21 protein-coding genes are annotated in these 24230 nt (G+C 70.5%); 12 read left to right on the top strand and 9 right to left on the bottom strand.

Annotated elements, in window-relative coordinates; genetic code table 11:
* Nucleotides 1-84: 84 nt before the first annotated feature.
* On the bottom strand, nt 85-1203 hold the full coding sequence (locus EDD90_RS21150; protein ID WP_123974529.1) for a hypothetical protein: 1119 nt from the start codon (nt 1201-1203) through the stop codon (nt 85-87).
* A 119-nt stretch (nt 1204-1322) separates the two neighbouring features.
* Here EDD90_RS21150 and EDD90_RS21145 point away from each other — a divergent pair, with 119 nt between their 5' ends.
* Nucleotides 1323-2477 (top strand): cystathionine gamma-synthase, encoded by a 1155-nt coding sequence (locus tag EDD90_RS21145; RefSeq protein ID WP_123974528.1) that lies wholly within the window; start codon nt 1323-1325, stop codon nt 2475-2477.
* 1 nt (nt 2478) lies between these two features.
* Here EDD90_RS21145 and EDD90_RS21140 read toward each other — a convergent pair whose 3' ends face one another.
* The 3 genes from EDD90_RS21140 to EDD90_RS21130 form a co-directional block, all read right to left on the bottom strand.
* Nucleotides 2479-2727, bottom strand: a complete 249-nt coding sequence (locus EDD90_RS21140; RefSeq protein ID WP_123974527.1) for a hypothetical protein — start codon at nt 2725-2727, stop codon at nt 2479-2481.
* Nucleotides 2724-3230 carry a sigma factor-like helix-turn-helix DNA-binding protein gene (locus EDD90_RS21135; protein ID WP_123981451.1) on the bottom strand — a complete coding sequence of 169 codons (507 nt, stop codon included), beginning with the start codon at nt 3228-3230 and terminating at the stop codon, nt 2724-2726. The genes EDD90_RS21140 and EDD90_RS21135 overlap by 4 nt, the downstream gene beginning before the upstream one ends.
* A 428-nt stretch (nt 3231-3658) precedes the next feature.
* The gene (locus EDD90_RS21130; RefSeq protein WP_185149620.1) at nt 3659-4159 is read right to left on the bottom strand and encodes a MarR family winged helix-turn-helix transcriptional regulator; all 501 of its coding nucleotides are present in this window, start codon (nt 4157-4159) and stop codon (nt 3659-3661) included.
* Between the two features lie 161 nt (nt 4160-4320).
* On the opposite strand from EDD90_RS21130, the gene ilvA reads away from it, so the two are divergent.
* The 3 genes from ilvA to EDD90_RS21115 all read left to right on the top strand — a co-directional run bounded on the left by ilvA (nt 4321) and on the right by EDD90_RS21115 (nt 7632).
* A complete protein-coding gene (gene ilvA / locus EDD90_RS21125) occupies nt 4321-5550 on the top strand; it encodes a threonine ammonia-lyase (protein WP_123974526.1) in 1230 nt (409 codons plus the stop codon).
* Nucleotides 5551-5773: 223 nt separating this feature from the next.
* Complete coding sequence (locus tag EDD90_RS21120) at nt 5774-6778, top strand: ATP-binding cassette domain-containing protein (protein WP_123974525.1); 1005 nt, start codon at nt 5774-5776, stop codon at nt 6776-6778.
* Nucleotides 6775-7632, top strand: a complete 858-nt coding sequence (locus EDD90_RS21115; RefSeq protein WP_123974524.1) for an ABC transporter permease — start codon at nt 6775-6777, stop codon at nt 7630-7632. Before EDD90_RS21120 ends, EDD90_RS21115 begins: the two co-directional genes overlap by 4 nt.
* Before the next feature lie 87 nt (nt 7633-7719).
* On the opposite strand, the gene greA is transcribed toward EDD90_RS21115, so the two are convergent.
* Together greA and EDD90_RS21105 are read right to left on the bottom strand one after the other, a co-directional pair.
* Nucleotides 7720-8220: a transcription elongation factor GreA gene (gene greA, locus EDD90_RS21110; RefSeq protein WP_123974523.1), complete on the bottom strand. Its 501-nt coding sequence runs from the start codon at nt 8218-8220 to the stop codon at nt 7720-7722.
* Nucleotides 8221-8397: 177 nt separating this feature from the next.
* Entirely contained in the window at nt 8398-8796 is a 399-nt protein-coding gene (locus EDD90_RS21105; RefSeq protein WP_123974522.1) for a DUF4307 domain-containing protein, read from the bottom strand.
* Between the two features lie 138 nt (nt 8797-8934).
* Between EDD90_RS21105 and mca the strand changes: the two genes are divergently transcribed.
* Together mca and EDD90_RS21095 are read left to right on the top strand one after the other, a co-directional pair.
* Nucleotides 8935-9816, top strand: coding sequence for a mycothiol conjugate amidase Mca (mca, locus tag EDD90_RS21100; protein ID WP_123974521.1), 882 nt, complete (start codon nt 8935-8937; stop codon nt 9814-9816).
* The gene (locus tag EDD90_RS21095; protein WP_123974520.1) at nt 9809-10066 is read left to right on the top strand and encodes a hypothetical protein; all 258 of its coding nucleotides are present in this window, start codon (nt 9809-9811) and stop codon (nt 10064-10066) included. Before mca ends, EDD90_RS21095 begins: the two co-directional genes overlap by 8 nt.
* Before the next feature lie 6 nt (nt 10067-10072).
* Here the strand turns inward: EDD90_RS21095 and EDD90_RS21090 are convergent, their stop codons facing one another.
* Complete coding sequence (locus EDD90_RS21090; RefSeq protein ID WP_123974519.1) at nt 10073-13273, bottom strand: tetratricopeptide repeat protein; 3201 nt, start codon at nt 13271-13273, stop codon at nt 10073-10075.
* A gap of 176 nt (nt 13274-13449) precedes the next feature.
* The gene (locus EDD90_RS21085; protein ID WP_123974518.1) at nt 13450-13863 is read right to left on the bottom strand and encodes a hypothetical protein; all 414 of its coding nucleotides are present in this window, start codon (nt 13861-13863) and stop codon (nt 13450-13452) included.
* 194 nt (nt 13864-14057) lie between these two features.
* Between EDD90_RS21085 and EDD90_RS21080 the strand changes: the two genes are divergently transcribed.
* The 6 genes from EDD90_RS21080 to EDD90_RS21055 all read left to right on the top strand — a co-directional run bounded on the left by EDD90_RS21080 (nt 14058) and on the right by EDD90_RS21055 (nt 23395).
* Nucleotides 14058-14693, top strand: a complete 636-nt coding sequence (locus tag EDD90_RS21080) for a helix-turn-helix transcriptional regulator (protein ID WP_260327970.1) — start codon at nt 14058-14060, stop codon at nt 14691-14693.
* The gene (locus tag EDD90_RS21075; protein ID WP_123974517.1) at nt 14674-16710 is read left to right on the top strand and encodes a thioredoxin domain-containing protein; all 2037 of its coding nucleotides are present in this window, start codon (nt 14674-14676) and stop codon (nt 16708-16710) included. The genes EDD90_RS21080 and EDD90_RS21075 overlap by 20 nt, the downstream gene beginning before the upstream one ends.
* A gap of 214 nt (nt 16711-16924) precedes the next feature.
* Nucleotides 16925-18193 (top strand): glycosyltransferase, encoded by a 1269-nt coding sequence (locus EDD90_RS21070; protein WP_123974516.1) that lies wholly within the window; start codon nt 16925-16927, stop codon nt 18191-18193.
* Entirely contained in the window at nt 18190-19830 is a 1641-nt protein-coding gene (locus EDD90_RS21065) for a glycosyltransferase family 39 protein (RefSeq protein ID WP_123974515.1), read from the top strand. Before EDD90_RS21070 ends, EDD90_RS21065 begins: the two co-directional genes overlap by 4 nt.
* Complete coding sequence (locus EDD90_RS21060; RefSeq protein WP_123974514.1) at nt 19827-20999, top strand: glycosyltransferase family 2 protein; 1173 nt, start codon at nt 19827-19829, stop codon at nt 20997-20999. The genes EDD90_RS21065 and EDD90_RS21060 overlap by 4 nt, the downstream gene beginning before the upstream one ends.
* Nucleotides 20996-23395 (top strand): galactose oxidase early set domain-containing protein, encoded by a 2400-nt coding sequence (locus tag EDD90_RS21055; RefSeq protein WP_123974513.1) that lies wholly within the window; start codon nt 20996-20998, stop codon nt 23393-23395. The genes EDD90_RS21060 and EDD90_RS21055 overlap by 4 nt, the downstream gene beginning before the upstream one ends.
* A gap of 87 nt (nt 23396-23482) precedes the next feature.
* Here EDD90_RS21055 and EDD90_RS21050 read toward each other — a convergent pair whose 3' ends face one another.
* Nucleotides 23483-24208, bottom strand: coding sequence for a Mut7-C RNAse domain-containing protein (locus EDD90_RS21050; protein ID WP_123974512.1), 726 nt, complete (start codon nt 24206-24208; stop codon nt 23483-23485).
* Nucleotides 24209-24230 lie beyond the last annotated feature (22 nt).

Genomic DNA, 24230 nt, shown 5'->3' with positions numbered 1-24230 from the left:
TGCGTGACTGCTGGCGCGCGGGCGCGCTCAGCCCCCACCCGTCACCCGCGGCCGGCACACGACCGGAACTCTCTGCCGGCGCCCTCAGCTGCGCAGCGTCGCCGGACTGCCCCCGTTCGCCTCGTACCCCGCCACCGCCAGCGCGCGGTAGAGGGCGAACTCGGCGGCCGGGTTCGCGGACAGCGTCCACGGCAGGGCCCCCACATGCCCGTCGACGCGTATCAGTTCGCCCATGGCCTCCGCCCAGCGTTCGGAGCGCACCAGGAAGAAGACCAGCAGATGCCGGACGTGGGCGAGCATCGGGTCGTCCTGGCGGGCCGAGTGCACGGCGTGCAGTGCGCCGTGGACCGCCTTGGTGACGACCTCGCTCTGGTAGAGGCTCGCCACCAGGTTCACCTCGGGGAGGTGCTCGAAGACCGCGAACAACGGCATCGCGGCCAGCAGCGAGCCCTGCGGGGCGCGCGCTGCGGCAGCCTCGGCGAAGGAGTACGCCAGCTCACGCGAACCGTGCCACTTCTCGCACCAGTAGTGCAGCGCCGCCAGATGCGCCCCCATGTGCGTGGGCGTCCGGTCCAGGATCTTCAGCCACAGCTTCTCGAACTCGGGCTGCGAGTAGTTCAGCCCGCGGGCCACCGACAGCTCGATGACATACGGCACCGGGTCACCGGGGGACAGCAGCGCCGCCTGCCCGCACGCGTCCCTGGCCTCCTCCATGATGATCCGGAAGTCGTCGGTGCCCGGCGTCGACGTCCGCCACGCCTGCTGCACCAGGAACTCCGCGTGTACGGCGGCGCCGCCCGCGTCCTTGGGCTGCTCGGCCCGCCACACCCGCAGCCACTGGCCGCCCGGCGTCTCGCTGACCCCGCCCGGGCGCTGCTGGAGCTCCAGCGCCGCCGCGCCCGCGAAGGCCTGCACGCGCTGCCAGCGCAGCTCGCCCGCGATCTCCGTGCCCGCGAGCAGCTGCGCGGCCGCGCGGTAGTCCTGGGTGCGCTGCACGATGTCCAGGACGTCCAGCAGGTCCTGGTCGGGGCCGGGCATACGGACGTCCAGGTCCTCCTCGCGCACGAATCCGTAGTCCGCCGGGTCGGCGGCGTCCGGGTGGCCCGGGTGGACGCGCTCGATCATGCCGCGCCGCCGCCGCAGGACGGGGAGCAGCGCGAAGCTCAGCAGGAGCAACGCCATCAGGGCCCAGAGAATCGCCATGCGTCAAGCGAACCAGACGACGCCGACAAATGGCCAACCGGTGCCCCGGGCTGTGGACAACCGGCGGCGCGTCCTGTGGAAAACGCGCCGGGCGCGCGGGAGCACTAGGCTCACTACTCATGAGCGACAGGCACATCAGTCAGCACTTCGAGACGCTCGCCATCCACGCGGGCAACACGGCGGACCCCCTCACCGGTGCGGTCGTACCGCCGATCTACCAGGTCTCGACCTACAAGCAGGACGGCGTCGGCGGTCTGCGCGGCGGCTACGAGTACAGCCGTAGCGCCAACCCCACCAGGACCGCCCTGGAAGAGAACCTCGCCGCCCTGGAGGGCGGGCGCCGCGGGCTCGCGTTCGCGTCCGGTCTGGCGGCCGAGGACGCCCTGCTGCGCACCCTGCTCAGCCCCGGCGACCACGTGGTGATCCCCAACGACGCGTACGGCGGCACGTTCCGGCTGTTCGCGAAGGTCGTCTCGCGGTGGGGCGTGGAGTGGTCCGTCGCCGACACCAGCGACCCGTCCGCCGTGCGCGCCGCGATCACCCCGAAGACCAAGGCGATCTGGGTGGAGACCCCCTCCAACCCGCTGCTCGGCATCACCGACATCGCCGCCGTCGCCCAGGTCGCCCATGACGCGGGTGCCAGGCTCGTCGTCGACAACACGTTCGCCACGCCGTACCTCCAGCAGCCCCTCTCGCTCGGCGCGGACGTCGTCGTGCACTCGCTGACCAAGTACATGGGTGGTCACTCGGACGTGGTCGGCGGCGCGCTGATCGTGTCCGACCAGACGCTGGGCGAGGAGCTCGCCTACCACCAGAACGCGATGGGCGCGGTCGCCGGGCCCTTCGACTCCTGGCTGGTGCTGCGCGGCACCAAGACGCTCGCGGTGCGCATGGACCGGCACAGCGAGAACGCGACGAGGATCGCCGACATGCTGAGCCGGCACGCGCGCGTGACGCGTGTCCTCTACCCCGGCCTGCCCGAGCACCCGGGGCACGAGACCGCCGCCAAGCAGATGAAGGCCTTCGGCGGCATGGTGTCCTTCCAGGTCACCGGTGGTGAGGAGGCGGCCGTCGAGGTCTGCAACCGTGCCAAGGTCTTCACCCTCGGGGAGTCCCTGGGCGGTGTGGAGTCGCTGATCGAGCACCCGGGCCGGATGACACACGCCTCCGCGGCCGGTTCCGCGCTGGAGGTCCCGGCCGACCTGGTACGTCTGTCCGTGGGCATCGAGAACGTCGACGACCTGCTGGAAGACCTGCAGCAGGCGCTGGGCTAGGTCACCAGTCGATGACGGGCGGAGTCGTCGTGGACGGCGGCTCCACCCATGGGTGGGCCGTGACCGCCCAGACGGTGAACGCCACCACCGCCGCGCACAGCAGCAGCCACAGCAGCCGGCGGATCCTGTGGCTGCGGCGCAGCATGCGGCTGCCCCGGCGTACCACCTCGCCGTAGAGGTCGGGCGGTACCGGTGGCGGCGTCCGTTCCATGATCCGCCGGGCGGCGGCCTCGCGTTCGGTGCGGTTCACGACGGAGCCACCTTCGCTCCCATCACCCTGGGGCCCGGCTTCCTGGGCGGGTGCAGCAGTGTGGCCGTCGCCCGGTCGCAGATGGCGTGCACGCGGTCCGTGGGCAGGCCGAGCAGCGCCGCCGTCTGCTCCTCGGCGACCCCCTCGTACAGCCGTAGCACCACGATCAGGCGTTCCTGGGGCGTCAGGACGGCGAGGGCGCTCTTCGGGTGCGGGCGGCCGCGGCTCAGCGGGCCGCCGTACTGGTGCCAGGCGGAGTTCGCGAAGCGGAGTGCGAGGTACTGGCGGGCCCGGTCGTACGGGTCCTCGCCGCGCAGCCGGTCCCAGCACGCGTACGTGTGCGCGAGCGCGAGCGTCAGCAGGCGTCGCGCGCGTGGATTGGCGTCCGGGGCCTCGGCGGTGAGCAGGGTCGCGGCATGCAGCAGCCGTCCTGCCGCGCCCGCGACGAATGCCTCGAACTCCCGGGCCCGGCGGGCGCCTTGGGACGCCTGCCGATCGCGCACCATGCCTCCCCGTCCACGGGCCCCGCCGCGTCCGATACCCGGACACGTGTCCGACGGGGCCCGGTCTCATATGAGGCCAGGGGCGACCCCACGGTCAAGACCCGGACAGCACGAGCGTGTGCCGGATGTTCTCGGAGGGCGGCGGGCGTCCGTGCGCGCGCGTGTGCCGGGGCCGGTGCGTGTCCGTGCCGGGCGGATGCTTCAGCGCGGGCGGGGGGTCTCCGCGACCGGCCGGGGGTTCGGGAAACAGATGGGTTCCGTACCCGGTGGTGAGGGGATGTTCCGGCGGTCCGCGGTCTCTGTGTCCGGCGGATGCCCGGGAGGCCGACGGATGTGTCCCTGACCGGCGGGAGGTCGGGCAGCCCGACGGATGTCCGTGCCCGGGGGACGGTCAGGAGGCCGGCGTGGTGTCCGTGCCCGGGGGACGGTCAGGAGGCCGGCGTGGTGTCCGTGCCCGGGGGGACGGCCATGCGGGCGGAGAGAGCGGTGTTGAAGCGTGTGAGCAGCGCACAGAACGTCTCGCGCTCTTCCGGCTCCCAGTCCTGCGTCAACTCCGCCATCAACTGACGCCGCGACGAACGCACTTCCTCCAGCCGCGACAGTCCGCGCGGGGACAGCTGGAGCACCACGGCCCGCCCGTCCTCGGGGTGCGAGGTGCGCTTGACGAGCCCGGTGTCGACCAGCGGAGCCACCTGCCGGGTGACCGTCGAGGAGTCGATCCCCATGCTCGCGGCGAGCGCCTTGACCCCCATGGGGCCTTCCTTGTCGAGGCGGTTGAGCAGCAGATACGCGGCGCGGTCCATGGAGTTGCGCACCTGCCCGACGCCGCCGAGCCGGGTCTGTTCGGCACGGCGGGCGAACACCGCCACCTCGTGCTGCAGCGTGTCCAGGAGACCGCTGTCACCGACGGTCGTCATGTCCATCGACATTTCAGGTGTTGTGGGCATGGCCGGGGGCTCACTTCATGAAGAGTGCTGTGGTGGGGGACAGAGTACGCGGACAGGGGGCGAGCCGTACCGGCGCTGCGCAAACCGGTCTCGGAGCTTGGTCACACCCGCGCCTTCGGCCTGTGAACTGCGAGACTTGAGTCATGAGCTACAGCACGGCTGACTCCTTGCGCCACGTCACCCTCGACGACGTGCGAGGCGCCCAGAAGATGCTCACGGGCGTGGCACGGGTGACCGCGATGGAGGGCAGCAGGCATCTGTCCGCACAGGTCGGGGCGCCGGTCCACCTCAAGTGCGAGAACCTCCAGCGGACCGGTTCCTTCAAGCTGCGCGGCGCCTACGTCCGGATCGCCGGGCTGCTGCCCGAGGAGCGGGCCGCCGGGGTCGTGGCCGCCAGCGCCGGGAACCACGCGCAGGGCGTGGCGCTGGCCTCGGCGCTGCTCGGCGTGCATGCGACGGTGTTCATGCCGAAGGGCGCCCCGCTGCCCAAGATCAGTGCCACCCGGGAGTACGGCGCTGAGGTGCGGCTGCACGGCCAGGTGGTCGACGAGACGCTGGCCGCCGCCCAGGAGTACGCGGCCGAGACCGGTGCGGTGTTCATCCACCCCTTCGACCACCCCGATGTCATCGCCGGTCAGGGCACGGTCGGCCTGGAGATCCTGGACCAGTGCCCGGAGGTCGGCACGATCGTCGTCGGTATCGGCGGCGGTGGGCTCGCGGCCGGGATCGCGGTCGCGGTGAAGTCGCTCAGGCCGGACGTGCGGATCGTCGGTGTCCAGGCGGCGGGCGCGGCCGCGTACCCGCCCTCGCTCGCGGCCGGGCACCCGGTCACCGTGCAGAACCCGGTGACGATGGCCGACGGCATCCGGGTCGGACGGCCGGGCGACGTGCCGTTCGCGATCATCGAGGAGCTGGTCGACGAGGTCCGTACGGTCGGCGAGGACCAGCTCTCCGCCGCGCTGCTGCTGTGTCTGGAGCGGGCCAAGCTGGTGGTGGAACCGGCCGGCGCCAGCCCGGTCGCGGCGCTGCTCGCTGACCCCGGCGCCTTCGCCGGACCGGTCGTCGCCGTACTGTCCGGCGGCAACGTCGATCCGGTGCTGATGCAGCGGGTGCTGCGGCACGGCATGGCCGCACAGGGCCGCTACCTGGCGGTACGGCTGCGGCTGACCGACCGGCCGGGTGCCCTCGCCACGCTCCTCGGGGTGTTGTCAGTGGTCGACGCTAACGTCCTCGACGTGAGCCATGTCCGGACCGACCCTCGGCTCGGGCTCGCGGAGGCGGAGGTCGAGCTGCACCTTGAGACCAAGGGACCCGCGCACTGCATCGAGGTCGGCCAGGCCCTGCGCGAGGCCGGCTACACGGTCATCGACTGAGCCCGGCCGCCCGTCCGGGCGGGAAACGACCAGGTCAGGATCTGTTTCCTCACTCGTTCGGGGAAATCCGTCGACGAACGCGATACATCGCGTTATGGTGTGTCGCGTGGTCGTGATGCACGGCTGCGCCCGCCCGCCGTCGCGCCGGCGAGAAACCATAGGCGGCTCGAAGGCCGCGAATCCAGCCTTTATCCGAAGAATCCCCGACGACGTGGAGACTCATATGCCAGGCGCCATCTATGCCGAAGGGCTGGTCAAGACCTTCGGCGACGTAAGGGCATTGGACGGTGTCGACCTCGATGTCCCCGAAGGCACGGTCCTCGGACTGCTCGGACCCAACGGCGCGGGCAAGACGACGACCGTCCGCTGTCTGACGACCCTGCTCCGCCCCGACAGCGGCAAGGCGGTCGTCGCGGGCATAGACGTGCTCAAGCAACCGGACGCGGTGCGCCGCTCCATCGGCCTGTCCGGACAGTTCGCCGCCGTCGACGAGTACCTGACCGGCCGCGAGAACCTGCAGATGGTCGGCCAGCTCTACCAGATGAGGGCGAAGCAGGCCAAGGCCCGCGCGGTCGAACTGCTGGAGCAGTTCCACCTCACCGACGCCGCCGACCGCCCCACCAAGACCTACTCCGGAGGCATGCGCCGCCGCCTCGACCTCGCGGCCGCCCTGGTCGTCTCACCGCCCGTGATGTTCATGGACGAACCGACGACCGGCCTCGACCCCCGCAACCGCCAGCAGCTGTGGGAGGTCATCAAGCAGCTCGTCTCCGGCGGTACGACCCTGCTGCTCACCACCCAGTACCTGGAAGAGGCCGACCACCTCGCCCACGACATCGCGGTCGTCGACCAGGGCAAGGTCATCGCCAAGGGCACCTCCGACCAGCTCAAGGCCCGCACCGGCGGCGAGCGCGTCGAGGTCGTGGTGCATGAACGCGACCACATCCAGACCGCGGCGGACGTGCTGCGCGGCTTCGGCAAGGGCGACACCACCGTCGAGGAGCACACCCGCAAGCTCACCGTCCCCGTCACCGGCGGCGCCAAGCTGCTCGCCGAGATCATCCGCGAGCTCGACACCCGGGGCATCGAGATCGACGACATCGCACTGCGCCGCCCCACCCTCGACGACGTCTTCCTGTCCCTGACCGGACACGTGGCCGAGGAGAAGCCCGAGGGCAACGGCGCGCAGGGCGGCCGTAAGGACACCCGCAAGGAGGCCGTGAAGTGAGCGCCGTCAGCGACGCCGTGCGGGTCGCACCCCCCGCCAACGCCGTCACCCAGTCATTCCGCGACTCCATGGTCGTCGCGAAGAGGAACCTGATCCGGATGTCCCGGATTCCTGAAATGATTATTTACGGACTGATCCAGCCGATCATGTTCGTGGTGCTGTTCACCTACGTCTTCGGTGGCTCGATGCAGATCGGCGGCAGCACCAGCGCCGTCGACTACAAGAACTTCCTGATGGCGGGCATCTTCGCGCAGACCGTCACCTTCGCGACGGCCAGCTCCGGTGCCGGTATCGCCGACGACATGCACAAGGGCCTCATCGACCGCTTCCGCTCCCTGCCCATGGCACGCGGCGCGGTGCTGACCGGGCGCACCCTCGCGGACTCGGTGCAGACCGCCCTGACCCTGGTCGTCCTCGCCGTGGTCGCCCTGATCGTCGGCTGGCGCGTCGGAACCGACGGGGACACCAACGTCGGCAAGGTGCTCGCCGCCTTCGGCCTGCTGCTCCTGCTCGGCTACGCGTTCACCTGGATCGGCGCCCTGATCGGCATGTCCGTCCGCACCCCCGAGGCGGCCACCTCCAGCGGACTGATCTGGCTGTTCCCGGTCACCTTCATCTCGAACGCGTTCGTGGACACCGGTCATATGACCCCGTGGCTGCGCCATATCGCCGAGTGGAACCCCTTCAGCGCCACCGTGCAGGCCTGCCGGGTGCTCTTCGGCAACCCCGGCCAGTCCCACTCCGGTGCCTGGCCGATGCAGCACTCGGTCTGGGCCTCGCTGATCTACTCGGTCCTGATCATCGCCATATTCCGGACCCTGGCGGTCCGCAAGTACCGCTCCGCCACCGCGTGACGCACGGCATGACAAGGCCTCCGGCGTCACACGGACGCCGGAGGCTCGTGTCTGTCTGCGTAGGTCCTGGCAGGGCCCGGCCCCTCGTCAGCCGGAGTAGGCCTCGGCCTTGAGGATCTTCACCGAGGCCTTCTTGCCGTTCGGCAGCTCGTACTCCGCGTCCTCGCCCACCTTGTGACCGATGACACCAGTGCCAAGAGGGGACTGGGGGGAGTAGGTCTCCACGTCGGAGCTCGCGTATTCGCGCGAGGCCAGGAGGAACGTCATGGTGTCGTCCTCGTCACCGTCGAAGGCGATGGTCACCACCATGCCGGGCGCGACGGCTCCGTCCGCCGAAGCCGGCGCCTCGCCGACCTTCGCGTTCTCCAGGAGCTGGGTCAGCTGGCGCACACGGAGCTCCTGCTTGCCCTGCTCCTCCTTGGCCGCGTGGTACCCGCCGTTCTCGCGCAGGTCGCCCTCCTCGCGCGCGGCCGCGATCTTGGCGGCGATCTCCGTGCGCGCAGGACCAGACAGGTACTCCAGCTCGGCCCTGAGCTGGTTGTACGCCTCCTGGGTCAGCCAGGTGACGTTCTCGCTGGTCTGGGTCACAGGTGCTCCTCGTCGGTACTGGGAATACAAAGCATCGCCCTACCCAGAAGCATGTTCCTCCATGGAAGGGCGAAACCACGAGCCTAACAATTCAACGGCGAAAGGGGGAGGACATAAGCCGCTAGAGTCGCGTCAACGCAGGTCAGCCCTACGTATTCAGGCTGACGCCCACTGGTGTCAGTCGGCGTGGCAGCCGAGCAGCTCCGCCGTGGTGCCCCGGGCCGTCGTACGGAGCGTGACCAGCCTGTCGATCTGAGTCGCGGAACCGGTGAACCGGAAGTCCGCACGGCCCACCTCGGAGCCGTCCGCCGCCTGGGAGCGCAGGGTGCAGTAGCCGGAGGCGCCGGAGTCCTTGTGGACCTCGAGATGTACCTTGACCGCGTTGGCGGAGGCGTCGAAGGTGACGACCTGGGCGCTGATCTTGTTCTCGACCACGTAGTGGTAGGCCCAGTAACCGACCAGGACGAGCAGCAGGGCGCCGAGGATCGCGCCGGCGGTCCTGAGCTTGCGGTCGGCGCGCTCGTCCGAGGTGCGGCCGTAACGGCCCTCGGGCAGCCGCGTGCTCGCGGTACTCATGATCGTCCTCCCGGCAAGAACCACCCCCGGACCCGTCAGGAACCGGACCCCGGAATTATTCGCCCCCCGATTCGGTCACTATAGAAGCCGCCGATTGCCCCCGAGCTACCGGGGCGCCGACTTACTGAGGATTGAGTCTTGACTGACCAGCTGCGACTGATGGCCGTCCACGCCCACCCCGACGACGAGTCGAGCAAGGGCGCGGCGACCATGGCGAAGTACGTGTCCGAGGGGGTGGACGTGCTGGTCGTGACCTGCACGGGCGGGGAGCGCGGCTCCATCCTCAACCCCAAGCTGCAGGGCGACAAGTACATCGAGGAGCACATCCACGAGGTACGCAAGAAGGAGATGGACGAGGCCCGCGAGATCCTCGGCGTCAAGCAGGAGTGGCTCGGCTTCGTCGACTCCGGCCTGCCCGAGGGCGACCCGCTGCCCCCGCTGCCCGAGGGCTGCTTCGCCCTGGAGGACGTCGACAAGGCGGCCGGCGAGCTCGTGCGCAAGATCCGCGCCTTCCGCCCGCAGGTGATCACCACCTACGACGAGAACGGCGGCTACCCGCACCCCGACCACATCATGACCCACAAGATCTCGATGGTGGCCTTCGAGGGCGCGGCCGACGCCGAGAAGTACCCCGAGGCCGAGTACGGCCCCGTCTACCAGCCGCAGAAGCTCTACTACAACCAGGGTTTCAACCGCCCGCGCACCGAGGCGCTGCACAACGCCATGCTGGAGCGCGGCCTGGAGTCGCCGTACGGGGACTGGCTGAAGCGGTGGAGCGAGTTCGAGCGCACCGAGCGCACCCTGACCACGCACATTCCGTGCGCGGACTTCTTCGAGATCCGTGACAAGGCGCTGATCGCCCACGCCACGCAGATCGACCCCGACGGCGGCTGGTTCAAGGTCCCGATGGACCTCCAGAAGGAGGTCTGGCCGACCGAGGAGTACGAGCTCGCGAAGTCGCTCGTCGATACCTCCCTCCCCGAGGACGACCTCTTTGCGGGCATCCGCGACAATGCCTGACATGAGCGCAAGCGCAAGCCTGGCACTGACGAACCTCGTTCCCCTCGCCAAGGAGGTCGACGAGAACAAGGTCACCCCCGGCGTCCTCGGTTTCATCGTCTTCGCGGTGATGGCCCTGGCGGTCTGGGGCCTGATGAAGTCCATGACGAAGCACATGCAGAAGGTCGACTTCAAGGAGACCAAGGAGCCCGAGGAATCCCCGGGGGCCAAGGCGGGCTCCGGGGCTCCCGCGGTCGGCCCCAAGGGCTGACCGGCGTCACGCTCCGTCCGGCACCGGCACCCCCATCACCTCACGGGCGTGCCGGCTGGGCACCATGCCCAGGCGCCAGGCCTGCCAGCCGGACTCCAGCTGCACACCGCGTTCCAGGAGCAGGCCGTACGCCGTGACGTACTCGGTCAGCTTCTCGTCGCGCAGCGGATGCGCGGTGCGGGAGAGCTGGGCCAGGTCCTCCTGGGCGACCGCGGTGCCCACCTCCACGCCGCCGGGCGCGGCATAGGGCAGCAGGGTGCAGCGCAGGAAGCGGGCCCAGTCCTCGCCGCGGCGGTCGCCGTACGACGTGAACAGGCTGATCGCCTCGTCGCACAGGGCCAGGGCCTGCTGGGTGCGGGTGTTGCCGGCGTCCACGACGGCCAGCTCCAGACAGGTCCAGGCCTCGCCGTGGACGACGCCGATGCGCTGGAAGTCGGCGCGGGCGTCGACGAGGAGCTGACGGGCGAAGCCCGAGTTGCGCAGCGAGCCGGTCTGGGCCGCCCGCTGGTCGCGGGTGGTCCGGGCCGAGTGATGACGGGCGCAGGCCAGACCGTAGACGTCCCGGATCCGGGAGAACATGGTCCGTGAGCGCTCCAGCTCGCGGACCGCCTGGTCGAGATTGCCCGCCTCCTCCAGGGCCTGGCCCAGGTAATAGACCGTCCAGGCCTCGCCGCGCGCGTCCTCGTTGTCCCGGTGCCGGGCCGCTGCCTGGCGGAGGCCGTCGACCGCGGGGGAGGCGTCGCCGTCCACCAGCCGGGCCCGCGCCAGTTGGGTCAGCGCCCAGGCCTCGCCACGGGCGTCCTGAGTACGGCCGTAACGTTCCAGCGCGGCCCCCAGCTCCCGCTCCGCACGCGGTACGTCACCCATGCGCAGCGCCAGCTGCCCCAGCTGGAAGTGTGCCCAGGCCTCGCCGTGCACCGAACCGCCCTCATGGTGCAGCACCAGTGAGCGGGTCAGCAGGTCCAGAGCCTCGGGCAACCGGGCACGGTCGCGCTGCACCGCCGCCAGGGCGTGCATGGTCCAGGCCCGGTCGGTGGCCAGTTCGGGGGCCGCCTGGAGGTCCAGGGCCTCCTGGAGCTTGGCCGCCGCCTCGGTGAGGTTGCCCTGATGGTGGAGGGTGATGCCGAGGGAACACAGCGCACGGGCCGCGCCGGCGTCGTGATGCGCCTCCATGTAGAGATCGACGACCGAGGCGAGGGTGGTGCGGGCCTTGTCCAGCTCGCCCAGCTGACGGGCCGCGATACCCGTCCGCCACTGCACCGAGCGCACCAGGAGACCCTGGTCCACCGCCTGCGCCAGCTCGCTGATCTCACCGAGCCGGTAGAGATCGCCGCGCAGCAGGCAGTAGTCGCACAGCGCGCCCAGCAGATTCTGCACGGCCCCCTGGTCGACGCCCTCCGACTGCCGCAGCGCCGCCGTGATGAAGCTCGACTCGTCGTCCAGCCAGCGCAGCGCCTCGTCGAGCGAGGTGAAGCCGTGCGGGCTGAACCGGTCCGAGCGGGTCGACATGTTGCCGTCGACCAGCCGCAGCACGGAGTCGGCCAGCTCCGCGTAGTTCACGATCAGCCGCTCCTGCGCGGCCGTACGGTCGGCCGGCTCCTCCTCGTCCAGCAGACGGGCCTGCGCGAAGGAGCGGACCAGGCTGTGCAGCCGGTAGCGACTGCCGCGGACATGGTCGATCAGACCGGCCTGCGCCAGTACGACGAGGTGGCGGGTCGCCTCCGCCTCGTCCGTGGCCAGCAGAGCGGCCGCGGCCGCGGCGCCGAGCGAGGCCCGGCCCGCCAGCGCCAGCCTCCGCAACAGCCGGCGCGCGGTCTCCGACTGGTCGGTGTAGCGCAGCCACAGCACCCGCTCCACCGGCTCGACCGGCCCGTACGCGCCGAGATCCGTGGCCAGTTGCAGCGGGGAACGTGCCCCCAGCGACGACCCCGCGATCCGCAACGCCAGCGGCAGCCCGCCGCACAGCTCCCGGATCTCGTCCGCGGACTGCGCGTCGTACGGCCCCGACGCGTCCTGTGCCGCCGCGCCCAGCAGCTCCTCCGCCCCCGCCGCGTCCAGCGCCGTGACCGGAAGCCGGTGCACCCAGGCCGGCAGGTCCGCCGGCAGATCGAGCTGGTCCCGGGCCGTCACCAGGACCAGGCTGTCCGAACGCTCCGGGACCAGGGTGCGCACCTGCTCCGGATCCGAGGCGTCGTCCAGCACGATCGTCACCGCAAGACCCGTGAGGTGCTGGTGGTACAGCTCGCTCAGCCGCTTGACCTGCTGGTCGGGCGAGGAACGCTCCCGGAACAGCAGCTGCTCACGCGGCGCGCCCAGCCGGTTGAGCAGATGCAGCAGGGCGTCCCGGGTGGTCAGCGGCGGCTCGCCCCGGCTGCCGCCGCGGAGATCCACCACGACCGCGCCCCGGAAGAGGTCCTTCAGCTCGTGCGTGGCACGGACCGCGAGGGCCGTACGGCCGGAGCCGGGCTCCCCGTGCAGGACGACCACCGTCGGACGGGTCTCCGTGGTCGCCCGGGCCGCCTGCGCCCACTGCCGGATCCGCGCCAGCTCCTGCTGTCGGCCGGCGAACGGGCCGTCCGGGCGGGGGAGCTGGCCGAACGACTGCTGCAGCACCGTACGCCTGCGGGCCGCCGCGCTCTTGTCCGCGCCACGCAGGCCGGGGCTCTGCTTCTTGGGGCCCGTGGAGGCGCTGAGCACCCGCTGCTGATCGAGGAACGGACGGATGCCCCGCACCTCCAGCGCGGTCAGCCACTGCAGCCGCAACTGCTCGGGACCGCCCGGCTGACCGGCCGCGCCGGCGTGGTGATGGGCGGCGGGGAGGTGAGAACCGGCGACCTTCACGACCGTGGCCGCCGCGCCGACGACACCGACGGCCACACCCGCGCCGAGTGCCGTACCGGCGCCGGTGCCCAGGGAGAGGTCGGCGACGGTGGCGGCGACCGCCGCGACGGCCGCCACCAGCAGGGGAGTTCCGGCGCCGTCTCTCGCGTACCGCCGGCCGAAGCTCGGCCGGACCGCCTCCGTCTCGTCGAGAGCGTGGGTGTACGACTCGTACTCCTCGGTGGCCGACCGCGCCATCGTGTCCATGCCGGCACGTGCGCGTGAGAGCAGCAGCTGTCCGTCGACGCGGCCGCCCGAGCGGCGGACCTCCTCCTCCACGGCTCGCACCAGCAACCGGTCGGCTTCCGCCCGATGGGCGTCCCGCATGTCCCGTCCCCCTCCAGCGGCAACTCCTTTGTGTACAAGTGTCCTTGCCGAGGGGCGCGATGGCGAGGGGGCGACGATCAGAGGGCGGGTGAGGGTTCGGTGGTGGTTCCCCGATTCCGCGCCCCGACGGGCCGGCGCTCAGGCGTCCCGTCGAAGGGCCGGTGTGGTTCTCCGGGCTACTGGGCGGTGCGGCCGGGGTGGGCGGGTATCCGGCCCCAGCCCTTCGACAGCGCCAGGTACACGCACGCCGCCGCCAGCCCCGCCTCCGCCACCGCGCTGCCCAGCGCCACCACCAGTTCCGTGCCCATCGCCGACGTGGTGATGTCGAACCATGCGTCCAGGACAGCCACCGACGCCGTCGCGGAGGCGGTGAGCCGGGCCCGGACATCGCCCCGCAGGCCCAGTACCGCCGTTGCCGCGCAGCCCGCCGCCATCAGGACGTCCAGCCCTATCCAGGCCACCGACCAGTTGTGCACCTCGGTCTTGGCGGGCAGCGTCACCGCCAGTACCACCATCCACGGAACGAGCAGCACGGCGGACGAACCGAGAAGGATCAGTGCCCACCTCTTCAGCCGCCTCGTCCGCTTCATCTGCCGCACCTTCGTCGTCGTTAACCCCTCCAACATGTGATCCCCCTTGTCCTGTTCCGGCTCCGCGGATCTTTCTGGTGCTCCGCCATGCCTCGATCCGTCATGCCCCCACGCTAGACCGCAGAGAAAATTCTGCAAAGAAAATTCGGCAGACATCAGGGACTTCTCGGGGTTCTCAGGGTTACGGTGACGGTATGACCGACGGCACGCCCCGGACGGCCGGAGAACCCGAGCCCGCCGCACCCGCCGAACACACCGAAATGACCAGCCTCGAACGCACCGCCCTCTACAAGTCCCTCGGCAACCCGCTGCGCCGCCGGATCCTCGACTACCTCGGCCGGCACGGCGAGGCGAACTCCACCGTGCTCGCCCGCGAACTCGGCGAGAGCTCCGGCACCACCAGCTACCACCTGCGCAAACTCGCCGAGCAGCGGCTCATCGAGGAGATCCCGGAGAAGTCGGGCGGGCGGGAGCGCTGGTGGCGGAGCCTGCCCTTCAGCCACATCACGCCCGACCCGGCGGCGATGACGCAGGAGGAGTACGCCGCGGCCGAGCAACTCGCCCTGCTGAAGATCGAGTTGGACACCCGGCTGTTCCGCCGCGCCCACCAGGAGTACCGGGGCCCGCAGGGCTGGGCCCAGGTCCAGCGCACCGGCACCTGGATGACGAAGAGCGACCTCCACGACTTCGTACGCGCCTACCAGGAACTCCTCGACCGCTACGGCCACCCCGACGACGCGGTCCCCGAGGGGGCGCGCCGGGTCAACGTGCGCTTCTACGCCGCCCCCGACCCCGTGGGAGAGTGGGAGGGTGAACCGACTGGCCCATGAGACGTCCCCGTACCTCCTCCAGCACGCCGACAACCCCGTCGACTGGTGGCCCTGGTCGGCCGAAGCCTTCGAGGCCGCTCGGGCCGCGAACAAACCCGTCCTGCTGAGCGTCGGGTACAGCTCTTGCCACTGGTGCCATGTCATGGCTCACGAGTCCTTCGAGGACCGGGCCACCGCCGACTACCTCAACGAGCACTTCGTCAACATCAAGGTCGACCGCGAGGAGCGGCCGGACGTCGACGCCGTTTACATGGAGGCCGTGCAGGCGGCCACCGGGCAGGGCGGCTGGCCCATGACCGTGTTTCTCACGCCCGACGCCGAACCCTTCTACTTCGGCACCTACTTCCCGCCCGCCCCGCGTCACGGCATGCCCTCCTTCCGGCAGGTTCTGGAGGGGGTCCGGACCGCATGGACCGACCGGCGGGACGAGGTCTCCGAGGTCGCCGGGAAGATCGTCCGGGATCTCGCCGAGCGGGAGATCAGCCATCAGGGCGCCCAGCCGCCCGGTGAGCAGGAACTCGCGGGGGCCCTGCTGGGGCTCACCCGCGAGTACGACGCGCAGCGCGGCGGATTCGGCGGTGCGCCCAAGTTCCCGCCGTCCATGGTCGTCGAGTTCCTGCTGCGCCACCACGCCCGGACCGGTGCCGAAGGCGCGCTGCAGATGGCCGCGGACACCTGTGAGCGGATGGCCCGCGGCGGTATCTACGACCAGCTCGGGGGCGGCTTCGCCCGCTACTCCGTCGACCGCGACTGGGTCGTGCCGCACTTCGAGAAGATGCTGTACGACAACGCCCTGCTGTGCCGGGCGTACGCCCACCTGTGGCGGGCCACCGGGTCCGAGCTCGCCCGCCGGGTGGCTCTGGAGACCGCCGACTTCATGGTCCGCGAACTGCGTACCGGCGAGGGCGGGTTCGCCTCCGCCCTCGACGCCGACAGCGACGACGGGACCGGGACCGGGAAGCATGTCGAGGGCGCGTACTACGTCTGGACGCCCGCGCAGCTCGCCGAGGTGCTGGGCGATGAGGACGCGCACCTGGCTGCCCAGTACTTCGGGGTCACCGAAGAGGGCACCTTCGAGCACGGCCAGTCCGTCCTTCAACTCCCGCGGCAGGAAGGTGTCTTCGACGCCGAGCGGATCGAGTCTGTCAAGCAGCGGCTGCTGGCCGCACGGGCACAGCGCCCCGCGCCCGGCCGTGACGACAAGGTCGTCGCCGCCTGGAACGGCCTCGCCGTCGCCGCGCTCGCCGAGACCGGCGCCTACTTCGACCGCCCCGACCTGGTCGAGGCCGCCGTCGGCGCCGCCGACCTCCTCGTACGGCTGCATCTCGACGACCACGCACGGCTCGCCCGCACCAGCAGGGACGGCAAGGCCGGCGCCAACGCGGGCGTCCTGGAGGACTACGGCGATGTCGCCGAGGGTTTCCTCGCGCTCGCGTCCGTGACCGGCGAGGGCGTCTGGCTGGAGTTCGCCGGCCTCCTCCTCGACCATGTGCTGGCCCGCTTCACCGACCCGGAGACCGGCGCGCTCTACGACACCGCCTCCGACGCCGAACAGCTCATCCGCCGCCCCCAGGACCCGACCGACAACGCCACGCCCTCGGGGTGGACCGCCGCCGCGGGCGCCCTGCTGGGCTATGCGGCCCACACCGGCTCGGAACCTCATCGCACCGCGGCGGAAAGGGCGTTGGGGGTCGTCAGAACGCTCGGGCCGCGGGTGCCGCGCTTCGTCGGGTGGGGGCTCGCCGTCGCCGAGGCGCTGCTCGACGGGCCGCGCGAGGTGGCGATCGTCGGACCGGGAGCGCAGGACGAGAAGACGGCCACCCTGCACCGCACGGCACTTCTGGGCACCGCCCCCGGCGCGGTCGTGGCGATGGGAACTCCGGAGAGTGATGAATTCCCGCTGCTCGAAGGGCGGCCGCTCGTCGGCGGGGAGGCGGCCGCGTACGTCTGCCGCAACTTCACCTGCGATGCTCCGACCACCGACCCGGTACGGCTGAAATCGGCGCTCGGGGGCTGAAGTTGCCGGGGAGGGCCGCGCGCCAGGGGTGCAACTGACCCCAAATGCACCCCTGTTCGGATGGATACCGCTTGCGGCACCACCGTTCCGAAACATGCTGTTTATCGGATCGGGGGTCGCGCTTCACAGATCCCCCCTAGGTTCTCCACAAGGGCGCGACGGCCGTCACTCGCCGTTGCGCACAGGGGGTTTCGGGATCTGGGGGGATCTTCTCTTGCTGACGTCTGTCCTCGTCGCGGCCGTCTCGCTCGCCTTGTTCTGGATGGCGGCCTTCACTCTGTGGTGGCAGATGCACGCGTGGCGTACGCCCGAAGTGCTCGCCTCCACCCGGTTCGGCAGACCCGACGGCGGTGAACACCTGTCGTTCTCGCTGCTGCTGCCCGCGCGGCACGAACAGGCCGTGCTCGACCACACCATCCAGCGGCTGCTGGAGTCCACACACACCGACTTCGAGATCATCGTCATCGTCGGGCACGACGACCCGGAGACCACGGCGGTCGCGGAAGCGGCCGCCAGGCGTGACGCGCGCGTCCGGGTCGTCGTCGACACGCACGAGAAGAAGAACAAGCCGAAGGCCATGAACACGGCGCTGCCGCACTGCCGCGGCGATGTCGTCGGGGTCTTCGACGCCGAGGACCAGGTCCACCCGGAGCTGCTCGCCCACGTCGACCACGCCTTCCGCACCACGGACGCGGACGTCGTCCAAGGCGGCGTCCAGCTCATCAACTTCCACTCCAGCTGGTACAGCCTGCGCAACTGCCTGGAGTACTTCTTCTGGTTCCGGTCCCGGCTGCATCTGCATGCGCAGAAAGGGTTCATCCCGCTCGGCGGCAACACCGTCTTCGTACGGACGGCCGTGCTCAGGGAAGCCGACGGCTGGGATCCCGACTGCCTCGCCGAGGACTGCGACCTGGGCGTCCGGCTGTCGAGCGTCGGCAAGAAGGTCGTCGTCGCCTACGACTCCGACATGGTGACCCGCGAGGAGACCCCGGGCTCCCTCATGTCGCTGCTCAAGCAGCGCACCCGCTGGAACCAGGGCTTCCTCCAGGTCTACCGGAAGAAGGACTGGCAGCAACTCCCCGGATTCGGGCAGCGGTTGCTCGCCCGCTACACCCTGATGACACCGTTCCTGCAGGCCTTCTCCGGCGTGATCATCCCGCTCAACGCGGCGGTCGCCCTCTTCCTCGACGTTCCGGTCGGCGTCGCCTTCCTCACCTTCCTGCCGCTGGTCACCGCCGCCGTCACCTTCGTCTTCGAGGTGGTCGGCCTGCACGACTTCGGCAAGCAGTACGGGCTGCGGGTCCGCTTCGTCCACTACGTGAAGCTCGTCGTCGGCGGCCCCTTCTACCAGGTCCTCCTCGCCGGAGCGGCGATCCGCGCAGTGTGGCGCGAACAACGCGGCCGGAACGACTGGGAGTTGACCACGCACGTCGGCGCGCACCTCACCGCGGCCGAGCCGATCCGAGAGGACGTTCCCGCGTGACCTCCACCCTTCCCGCGGTGACCACTCCGAAGGTCCCCGCGCAACGCCGGCCTGTGCCCACGGCGGGTTCGACCGGCCGGACGTCCCCGCCGCTCCGGCTCCTTTCCTCCCGCCCCGACCTGCTCCTCTGCGCCGTCCTGCTGCTCGCGATCCTCGCCGTCCAGGGCTGGAACATCGCCGACTACCCGACCCTCAGCGACGACGAGGGCACCTACCTCGCCCAGGCCTGGGCCGTCCAGGAAGGCCGGGGCCTCGCCCACTACACCTACTGGTACGACCACCCGCCGCTCGGCTGGATCCAGATAGCCCTGCTCACCTGGATACCCTCCGCCCTCGACCCCGGCCTGATGACCGTCGGCTCGATGCGCGTGGCGATGCTGCTGGTCAGCGCGGCCAGTGCGGTCCTCGTCTACGTCCTCGGCCGCCGCCTCTCGCTGCCCCGCTGGGCGGCCGGCCTCGGCATGGCCCTCTTCGGACTCTCGCCGCTCTCCGTCGTCCTGCAGCGCGAGATCTTCCTCGACAACATCGCCGTGATGTGGCTGCTGCTGGCCTTCTGCCTCGCCGCTTCGCCCAGCCGTCACCTCTGGCACCACTTCGGCGCCGGACTCGCCGCGGCGGCAGGGGTGTTGACCAAGGAGACGATGCTCGTCGTCCTCCCGGCCCTGCTGGTCACCATGTGGCGCCACGGCCACGCCGACACCCGCAAGTTCGCCCTCACCGGCGCCGTCACGGCCTGCACCCTGGCGGGCCTCTCCTATCCCCTCTTCGCCCTCCTCAAGGGCGAGTTGCTGCCCGGCGCCGGCCATGTCTCCCTGTGGGACGGCATCAAGTACCAGATGGCCAGGCCGGGTTCGGGTTTCATCCTCGACCCGGGATCCGGCTCGTACGGCGTGCTCCACTCGTGGCTGTACTACGACCGAGTGCTGCCCGTCGGCGGCCTGGCCGGGGCTCTGCTCCTGCTCGTCGTCCACCGCTGGTCGGTCACCGCCCGCGCGCTCGCCGGCCCGGCACTCGCCGTGGTCATCCTGGCCGCCGTCGCCCTGCGCCCGGGCGGCTATCTGCCCGCGATGTACATCATCGGCGCGCTGCCCTTCCTGGCTCTGGTCCTCGCCGGCGCCACCGCGTCCGTCGCGCACGCCGCACTGCGCAGATGGCGCGCCGAGGGCGAGAGGCGCGCGGTGACCGGCGGCCGGTACGCGCTGGCCGCCGTACTCGCCCTCGCCGCCGGGGCGTACGTCGTACCGAAGTGGTACGACGGTGACCGCACCGCCGTCACGGCCGACGCCAACGCGCCCTACCGGCAGGCCTCGAAGTGGCTCGGCCGCGAGGTCGCCGACCCCGCCGACACCCGCGTACTCGTCGACGACGCGCTCTGGCTGGACCTCGTCCACGAGGGCTACCGGCCCGGCCTCGGCGTCATCTGGTTCTACAAGGCCGACCTCGACCCGGCCGTCACCAAGACCCTGCCGCACGGCTGGCGGGACCTCGACTACGTGGTCGCCTCCCCGACGGTACGACGGGATGCCCGCGACCTGCCCAACGTCAGGGCCGCGCTGCGGCACTCCACCCCGGTCGCCGTCTTCGGCACCGGCGCCGACCGCATCGAGATCCGGCAGATCGCAGGGGGTGCCCGTTGAGCGGCCACGAGTACACCGTCCCGGTGCCGGGTCTGAAGGCCACCGAGGTCCCCGAGCCGGGCGCCGTCACCATCGTCGTACCGACCTTCAACGAGTCCGGGAACGTACGGCAGTTGCTGCACCAGATCACCGAGTCGGTGCCCGCGCAGGTGCCCTGTGAGGTCATCTTCGTCGACGACTCCACCGACGACACCCCCGAGGTCATCCGACAGGCCGCGCAGGACTGCCCGTTCCCGGTGACCGTGCTGCACCGGGAGGAGCCGGTGGGCGGTCTGGGTGGGGCCGTGGTGGAGGGGCTGCGGGCGGCCACCTCGGACTGGATCGTCGTCATGGACGGCGACTGCCAGCATCCGCCGTCCCTGGTACCGGAGTTGGTGGCCACGGGGGAGCGCAGCCACGCCGGGCTCGTCGTCGCCTCCCGGTACATCAAGGGCGGCAGCCGGGCCGGGCTCGCCGGCAGCTACCGGGTGGCCGTCTCACGCGGGGCGACCTGGCTGACCAAGTCCCTGTTCCCGCGCAGGCTGCACGGCATCAGCGACCCGATGAGCGGTTTCTTCGCGATCCGGCGAAGCGCGGTCACGGCGGATGTGCTGAAGCCGCTGGGCTACAAGATCCTGCTTGAGCTGTCGGTCAGGAGCAGGCCCCGGGAGGTCGCGGAAGTCCCCTTCGTCTTCCTGGACCGGTTCGCCGGGGAGTCCAAGTCGACCGCGCAGGAGGGTCTGCGCTTCCTGCGTCATCTGGCCGGACTGCGTACCGCCTCGCCGGTCGCCCGCATGGTCGGCTTCGGGCTGATCGGGCTGAGCGGTTTCGTGCCCAACCTGGTGGGGCTGTGGGCGCTGACCGGCCTCGGCCTGCACTACGTCCCCGCCGAGATCCTCGCCAACCAGCTCGGTGTCGCCTGGAACTTCGTCCTCATCGAACACCTGTTGTTCCGCGACCGGCGGGCCCATCGCCGCTGGTGGGACCGGGTCGGCCGGTTCGCGCTGCTCGCCAACGCCGACCTGGTGCTGCGCATCCCGCTGATCGCCCTGTTCGTCGACCGGTTCGGGATGGGCGCGCTGTCCGCGACCGCGCTCGCGCTGGTGACGACGTTCGTGCTGCGTTTTGCGGGGACCGAGGCGTTGGTGTATCTGCCGCGCCGGAAGAAAGAGGCAAGGAGAGCCGCGTGACACTGCGCAGAAGAAGGACGGCACTGCTCGGGGTGGGCGCCCTGACCGCCGGACTGCTGCTCGCCGCACCGCAAGCGGCCCAGGCCGCCAACCTCGTCACCGACCCGGGCTTCGAGACCGCCGGTACGGACGGCATGCCGTACTGCTGGGAGAAGTCCGGCTGGGGCGACAACGACTTCACTTTCGAGACCACGTCGGACGCCCACTCCGGGGCCAAGGCCATGAAGGTCACGCTGACCCGGCGGGTCGACGGCGACCGCAAGGCCATGATCCTGGAGAGCTCCGACTGCGCGCCGACCGTGACCGTGGGCAAGCAGTACGACCTCGGGCTCTGGTACAAGACGACCACGCCGGACGCGAACATCACCCTGTTCCGGCACGACGCCACCGCCGGCTGGCAGTACTGGACCGACCTCAAGACCCTGGAGATGCAGGGGGACTGGACCCAGGCGACGGTCCGCACACCCCAGGTCCCCGACGGCACCGACCGCATCACCTGGGGTGTCTCCGTGTACGGCACCGGCTCGGCGACCACCGACGACTACACCATGGAACAGGTGGCCGACCCGGTCCCGCCCGCGACCTGCACGGGCACGGCGGACGAGTGCGCCAACGGCCGCTGGGACGTGCTGCCCACGCAGAACCCGGTCCGTTCCATGCACTCCGTCGTCCTCAACAACGGCAAGGTGCTGCTGATCGCGGGCTCCGGCAACAGCGAGGAGAACTTCGACGCGGGCACCTTCACCTCCGCCGTCTACAACCCGGCCGACGGCTCCTACAAGATCATCCCGACCCCGAAGGACATGTTCTGCTCGGGCCACATCCAGCTGCAGGACGGGCGCGTCCTCGTGCTGAGCGGCAACAAGGCGTTCCCGGCGGCGGACGGCTCGCACGGCTACGAGGGCTACAAGGACTCGTACATCTTCGACCCGGTCACCGAGACCTACAGCAGGACGAACGACCTGAACGACGGCCACTGGTACCCGTCGGCGACCGAACTCGGCAACGGTGACGTCATCTCCTTCGGCGGCCTGCGCGAGGACTCGACCGGCTCGGTGACCGCCGAGTACTGGTCGGACGCCGAGCAGAAGTGGCTGGCGCTGTGGCAGGTCAACCAGACCTGGTCGTACTGGGGCCTGTACCCGTCGATGATCCTGATGCAGGACGGCCGCCTCTTCTACTCCGGCAGCCATGTCTTCGGCAACAACATCCCGGGGACCGGCTCGGCGATCTACGACTACGGCGCCAACACCATCACCCAGGTCCCGGGCCTGCAGAACAAGGACCAGCGCGACCAGTCGGCGAGCGTGCTGCTGCCTCCGGCACAGGACCAGAAGGTCCTCACCATCGGCGGCGGCAACATCGACACCAACCCGGACGCCAACCGCCTCACCGACATCATCGACCTCAAGCAGGCCAACCCGTCCTACGTCGCCGGGCCGCAGATTCCGCAGGGGACGGTCGACCTGGGCAACGGCCCGGTCCCCGAGACCGGCGGCCAGGGCAAGATGTACGTCTCCGCCGTACTGCTGCCCGACGGCAAGGTGCTGGAGACCGGTGGCGGACTGCACAACCGGGCCAATCCGGTCTACGAGGCCTCGATCTACGACCCCGACAGCAACACCTTCGACCCGGTGGCCGCCGACCCCCAGGCCCGTGGCTACCATTCGTCCGCGTTCCTGCTGCCCGACGGCCGGGTGATGGCCACCGGTGACAACCCGGGCAACGGCACCTGGAACCACAACGTGTCGATCTACACCCCGCCCTACCTTCTCAAGGGCGAGCGTCCGACGATCACTTCGATGATCAACACGGAGTGGCACTACGGCGACACCCAGCGGATCACGGTCGACCACCCCATCGTCAAGGCCGAGTTGATCCGCCCGGCGGCCGTCACCCACTCCTCCGACCCGAACCAGCGCTTCGTCGACCTGCCGTTGTCCGTCGACGGCGACAACGTCGACCTGAACGTGACGAGCAACCCGGACGTGGCCCCACCCGGCTGGTACATGCTGTTCGCCGTCGACGCCAACGGGGTGCCGTCGGTGGCCAAGTGGGTGCATCTGCAGGGGCCGGCCGCGATGAGCACGGACGCGAGTCCGCATGTGCACGCCTTCGCCGACTCCCTCTCGGGGAAGACCTCGGGGGCCGGGAAGAAGCGCACCTCGCAGCCGGTCAGTACCACCATCTCCGGGTGCGACCGGCACTACGGGTCGGTCAACGTGTGTGTGCCGACGGTGTTTCCGCCGGGGGTGAAGAAGACGGCGGCGGCTCGCTGCGCCTGGCTCAAGCAGAATCACTACGGGCGGTTGGAAGTCAACGGCAAGGATGATCCGCTGGGCCTTGACCGGAATCGGGACGGCGTCGCCTGTGGGAAGGGGGATGTGCGTCGTTAGTCGGCCGCTGGTGCGTGGGGGCTGGTCGCGCCCAGGCGGCGGCAGCCGCATATCGATTACTGCCCGCGCCCCTAAAGGGCGCGCCAGTCAAGGGCGTTGAGAAGCAAGGGCGCGCTTCACGATCTCCTCCAGTTGGTCGTGGTGCGCGCCCTTCCAGTACGCCCGGCCGCACTCCGCGCACTGTGCGAAGACGTCGTACGACCTCTCCGTGCCGCCCTTCAGCTGCTCCGCGACCTCGTCCTTCGTCGCTTCCCTCAGGAAGCCGTTGCAGGCCGTGCACCGGGTCCAGGGCCGTAGTTCGGGGCGGAACCGGTCGAGGATGTCGTGGAGTTGGTCGTCGGGGCGGGTGCTGTAGACGTAGGCGCCCGCCCAGAGTTCGCGGCGGCGCAGGAGGCCTCGGTCGCGGCTGAGCAGCACGCGCTGCTCCGTCGCCGAGCGGGTCGCGAGGGCCGGGTCGCCGATGTCCGTCGACTCGTACGCCGTGTCCACGCCGAGGAGGCGGAGGCGGCGGGCCAGGGTGCCGAGGTGGACGTCGAGGAGGAAGCGGAGCGGGGCGCCGGGGACGCGCTGGGGGCGGGCGACCGGGCGTACGGTCACCCGCTCGCCGTGTGCCGGGATGTGGGCGACGGGGACCTCGCGGCCGTCCACGACCAGGGCGCCCACCTCGGTGAGGGGGACGCCCAGGGACTCGATCACATGGCCCAGTGTCGAGACGCCGTCGACGGCGAGCGGGTGGACGCCCACGCGGCGGGCGTGCGGGACGAACAGAGCCAGCTCGGGGGCGACTTCGACGTGGATCTCGGCAGTGTTCACCTGGTCAGGATGGCACGGGAGA

It is taken from the genome of Streptomyces sp. Ag109_O5-1 (assembly GCF_003814875.1).
In the GTDB taxonomy this organism is placed as follows: Bacteria; Actinomycetota; Actinomycetes; order Streptomycetales; family Streptomycetaceae; genus Streptomyces; species Streptomyces sasae.
Note: the sequence above shows the minus strand (reverse complement) of the source record. Positions and strands in the feature narration are given on the sequence as shown.

Bases quoted from the DNA above. Each gene is read 5' to 3' on its own strand.
- EDD90_RS21150 (WP_123974529.1), bottom strand. From the start codon at position 1,203: ATGGCGATTCTCTGGGCCCTGATGGCGTTGCTCCTGCTGAGCTTCGCG.
- EDD90_RS21105 (WP_123974522.1), bottom strand. From the start codon at position 8,796: ATGAGTACCGCGAGCACGCGGCTGCCCGAGGGCCGTTACGGCCGCACC.
- EDD90_RS21120 (WP_123974525.1), top strand. From the start codon at position 5,774: ATGCCAGGCGCCATCTATGCCGAAGGGCTGGTCAAGACCTTCGGCGAC.
- EDD90_RS21130 (WP_185149620.1), bottom strand. From the start codon at position 4,159: ATGTCGATGGACATGACGACCGTCGGTGACAGCGGTCTCCTGGACACG.
- EDD90_RS21080 (WP_260327970.1), top strand. From the start codon at position 14,058: ATGACCGACGGCACGCCCCGGACGGCCGGAGAACCCGAGCCCGCCGCA.
- EDD90_RS21145 (WP_123974528.1), top strand. From the start codon at position 1,323: ATGAGCGACAGGCACATCAGTCAGCACTTCGAGACGCTCGCCATCCAC.
- EDD90_RS21090 (WP_123974519.1), bottom strand. From the start codon at position 13,273: ATGCGGGACGCCCATCGGGCGGAAGCCGACCGGTTGCTGGTGCGAGCC.
- ilvA (WP_123974526.1), top strand. From the start codon at position 4,321: ATGAGCTACAGCACGGCTGACTCCTTGCGCCACGTCACCCTCGACGAC.
- EDD90_RS21095 (WP_123974520.1), top strand. From the start codon at position 9,809: ATGCCTGACATGAGCGCAAGCGCAAGCCTGGCACTGACGAACCTCGTT.
- EDD90_RS21085 (WP_123974518.1), bottom strand. From the start codon at position 13,863: ATGAAGCGGACGAGGCGGCTGAAGAGGTGGGCACTGATCCTTCTCGGT.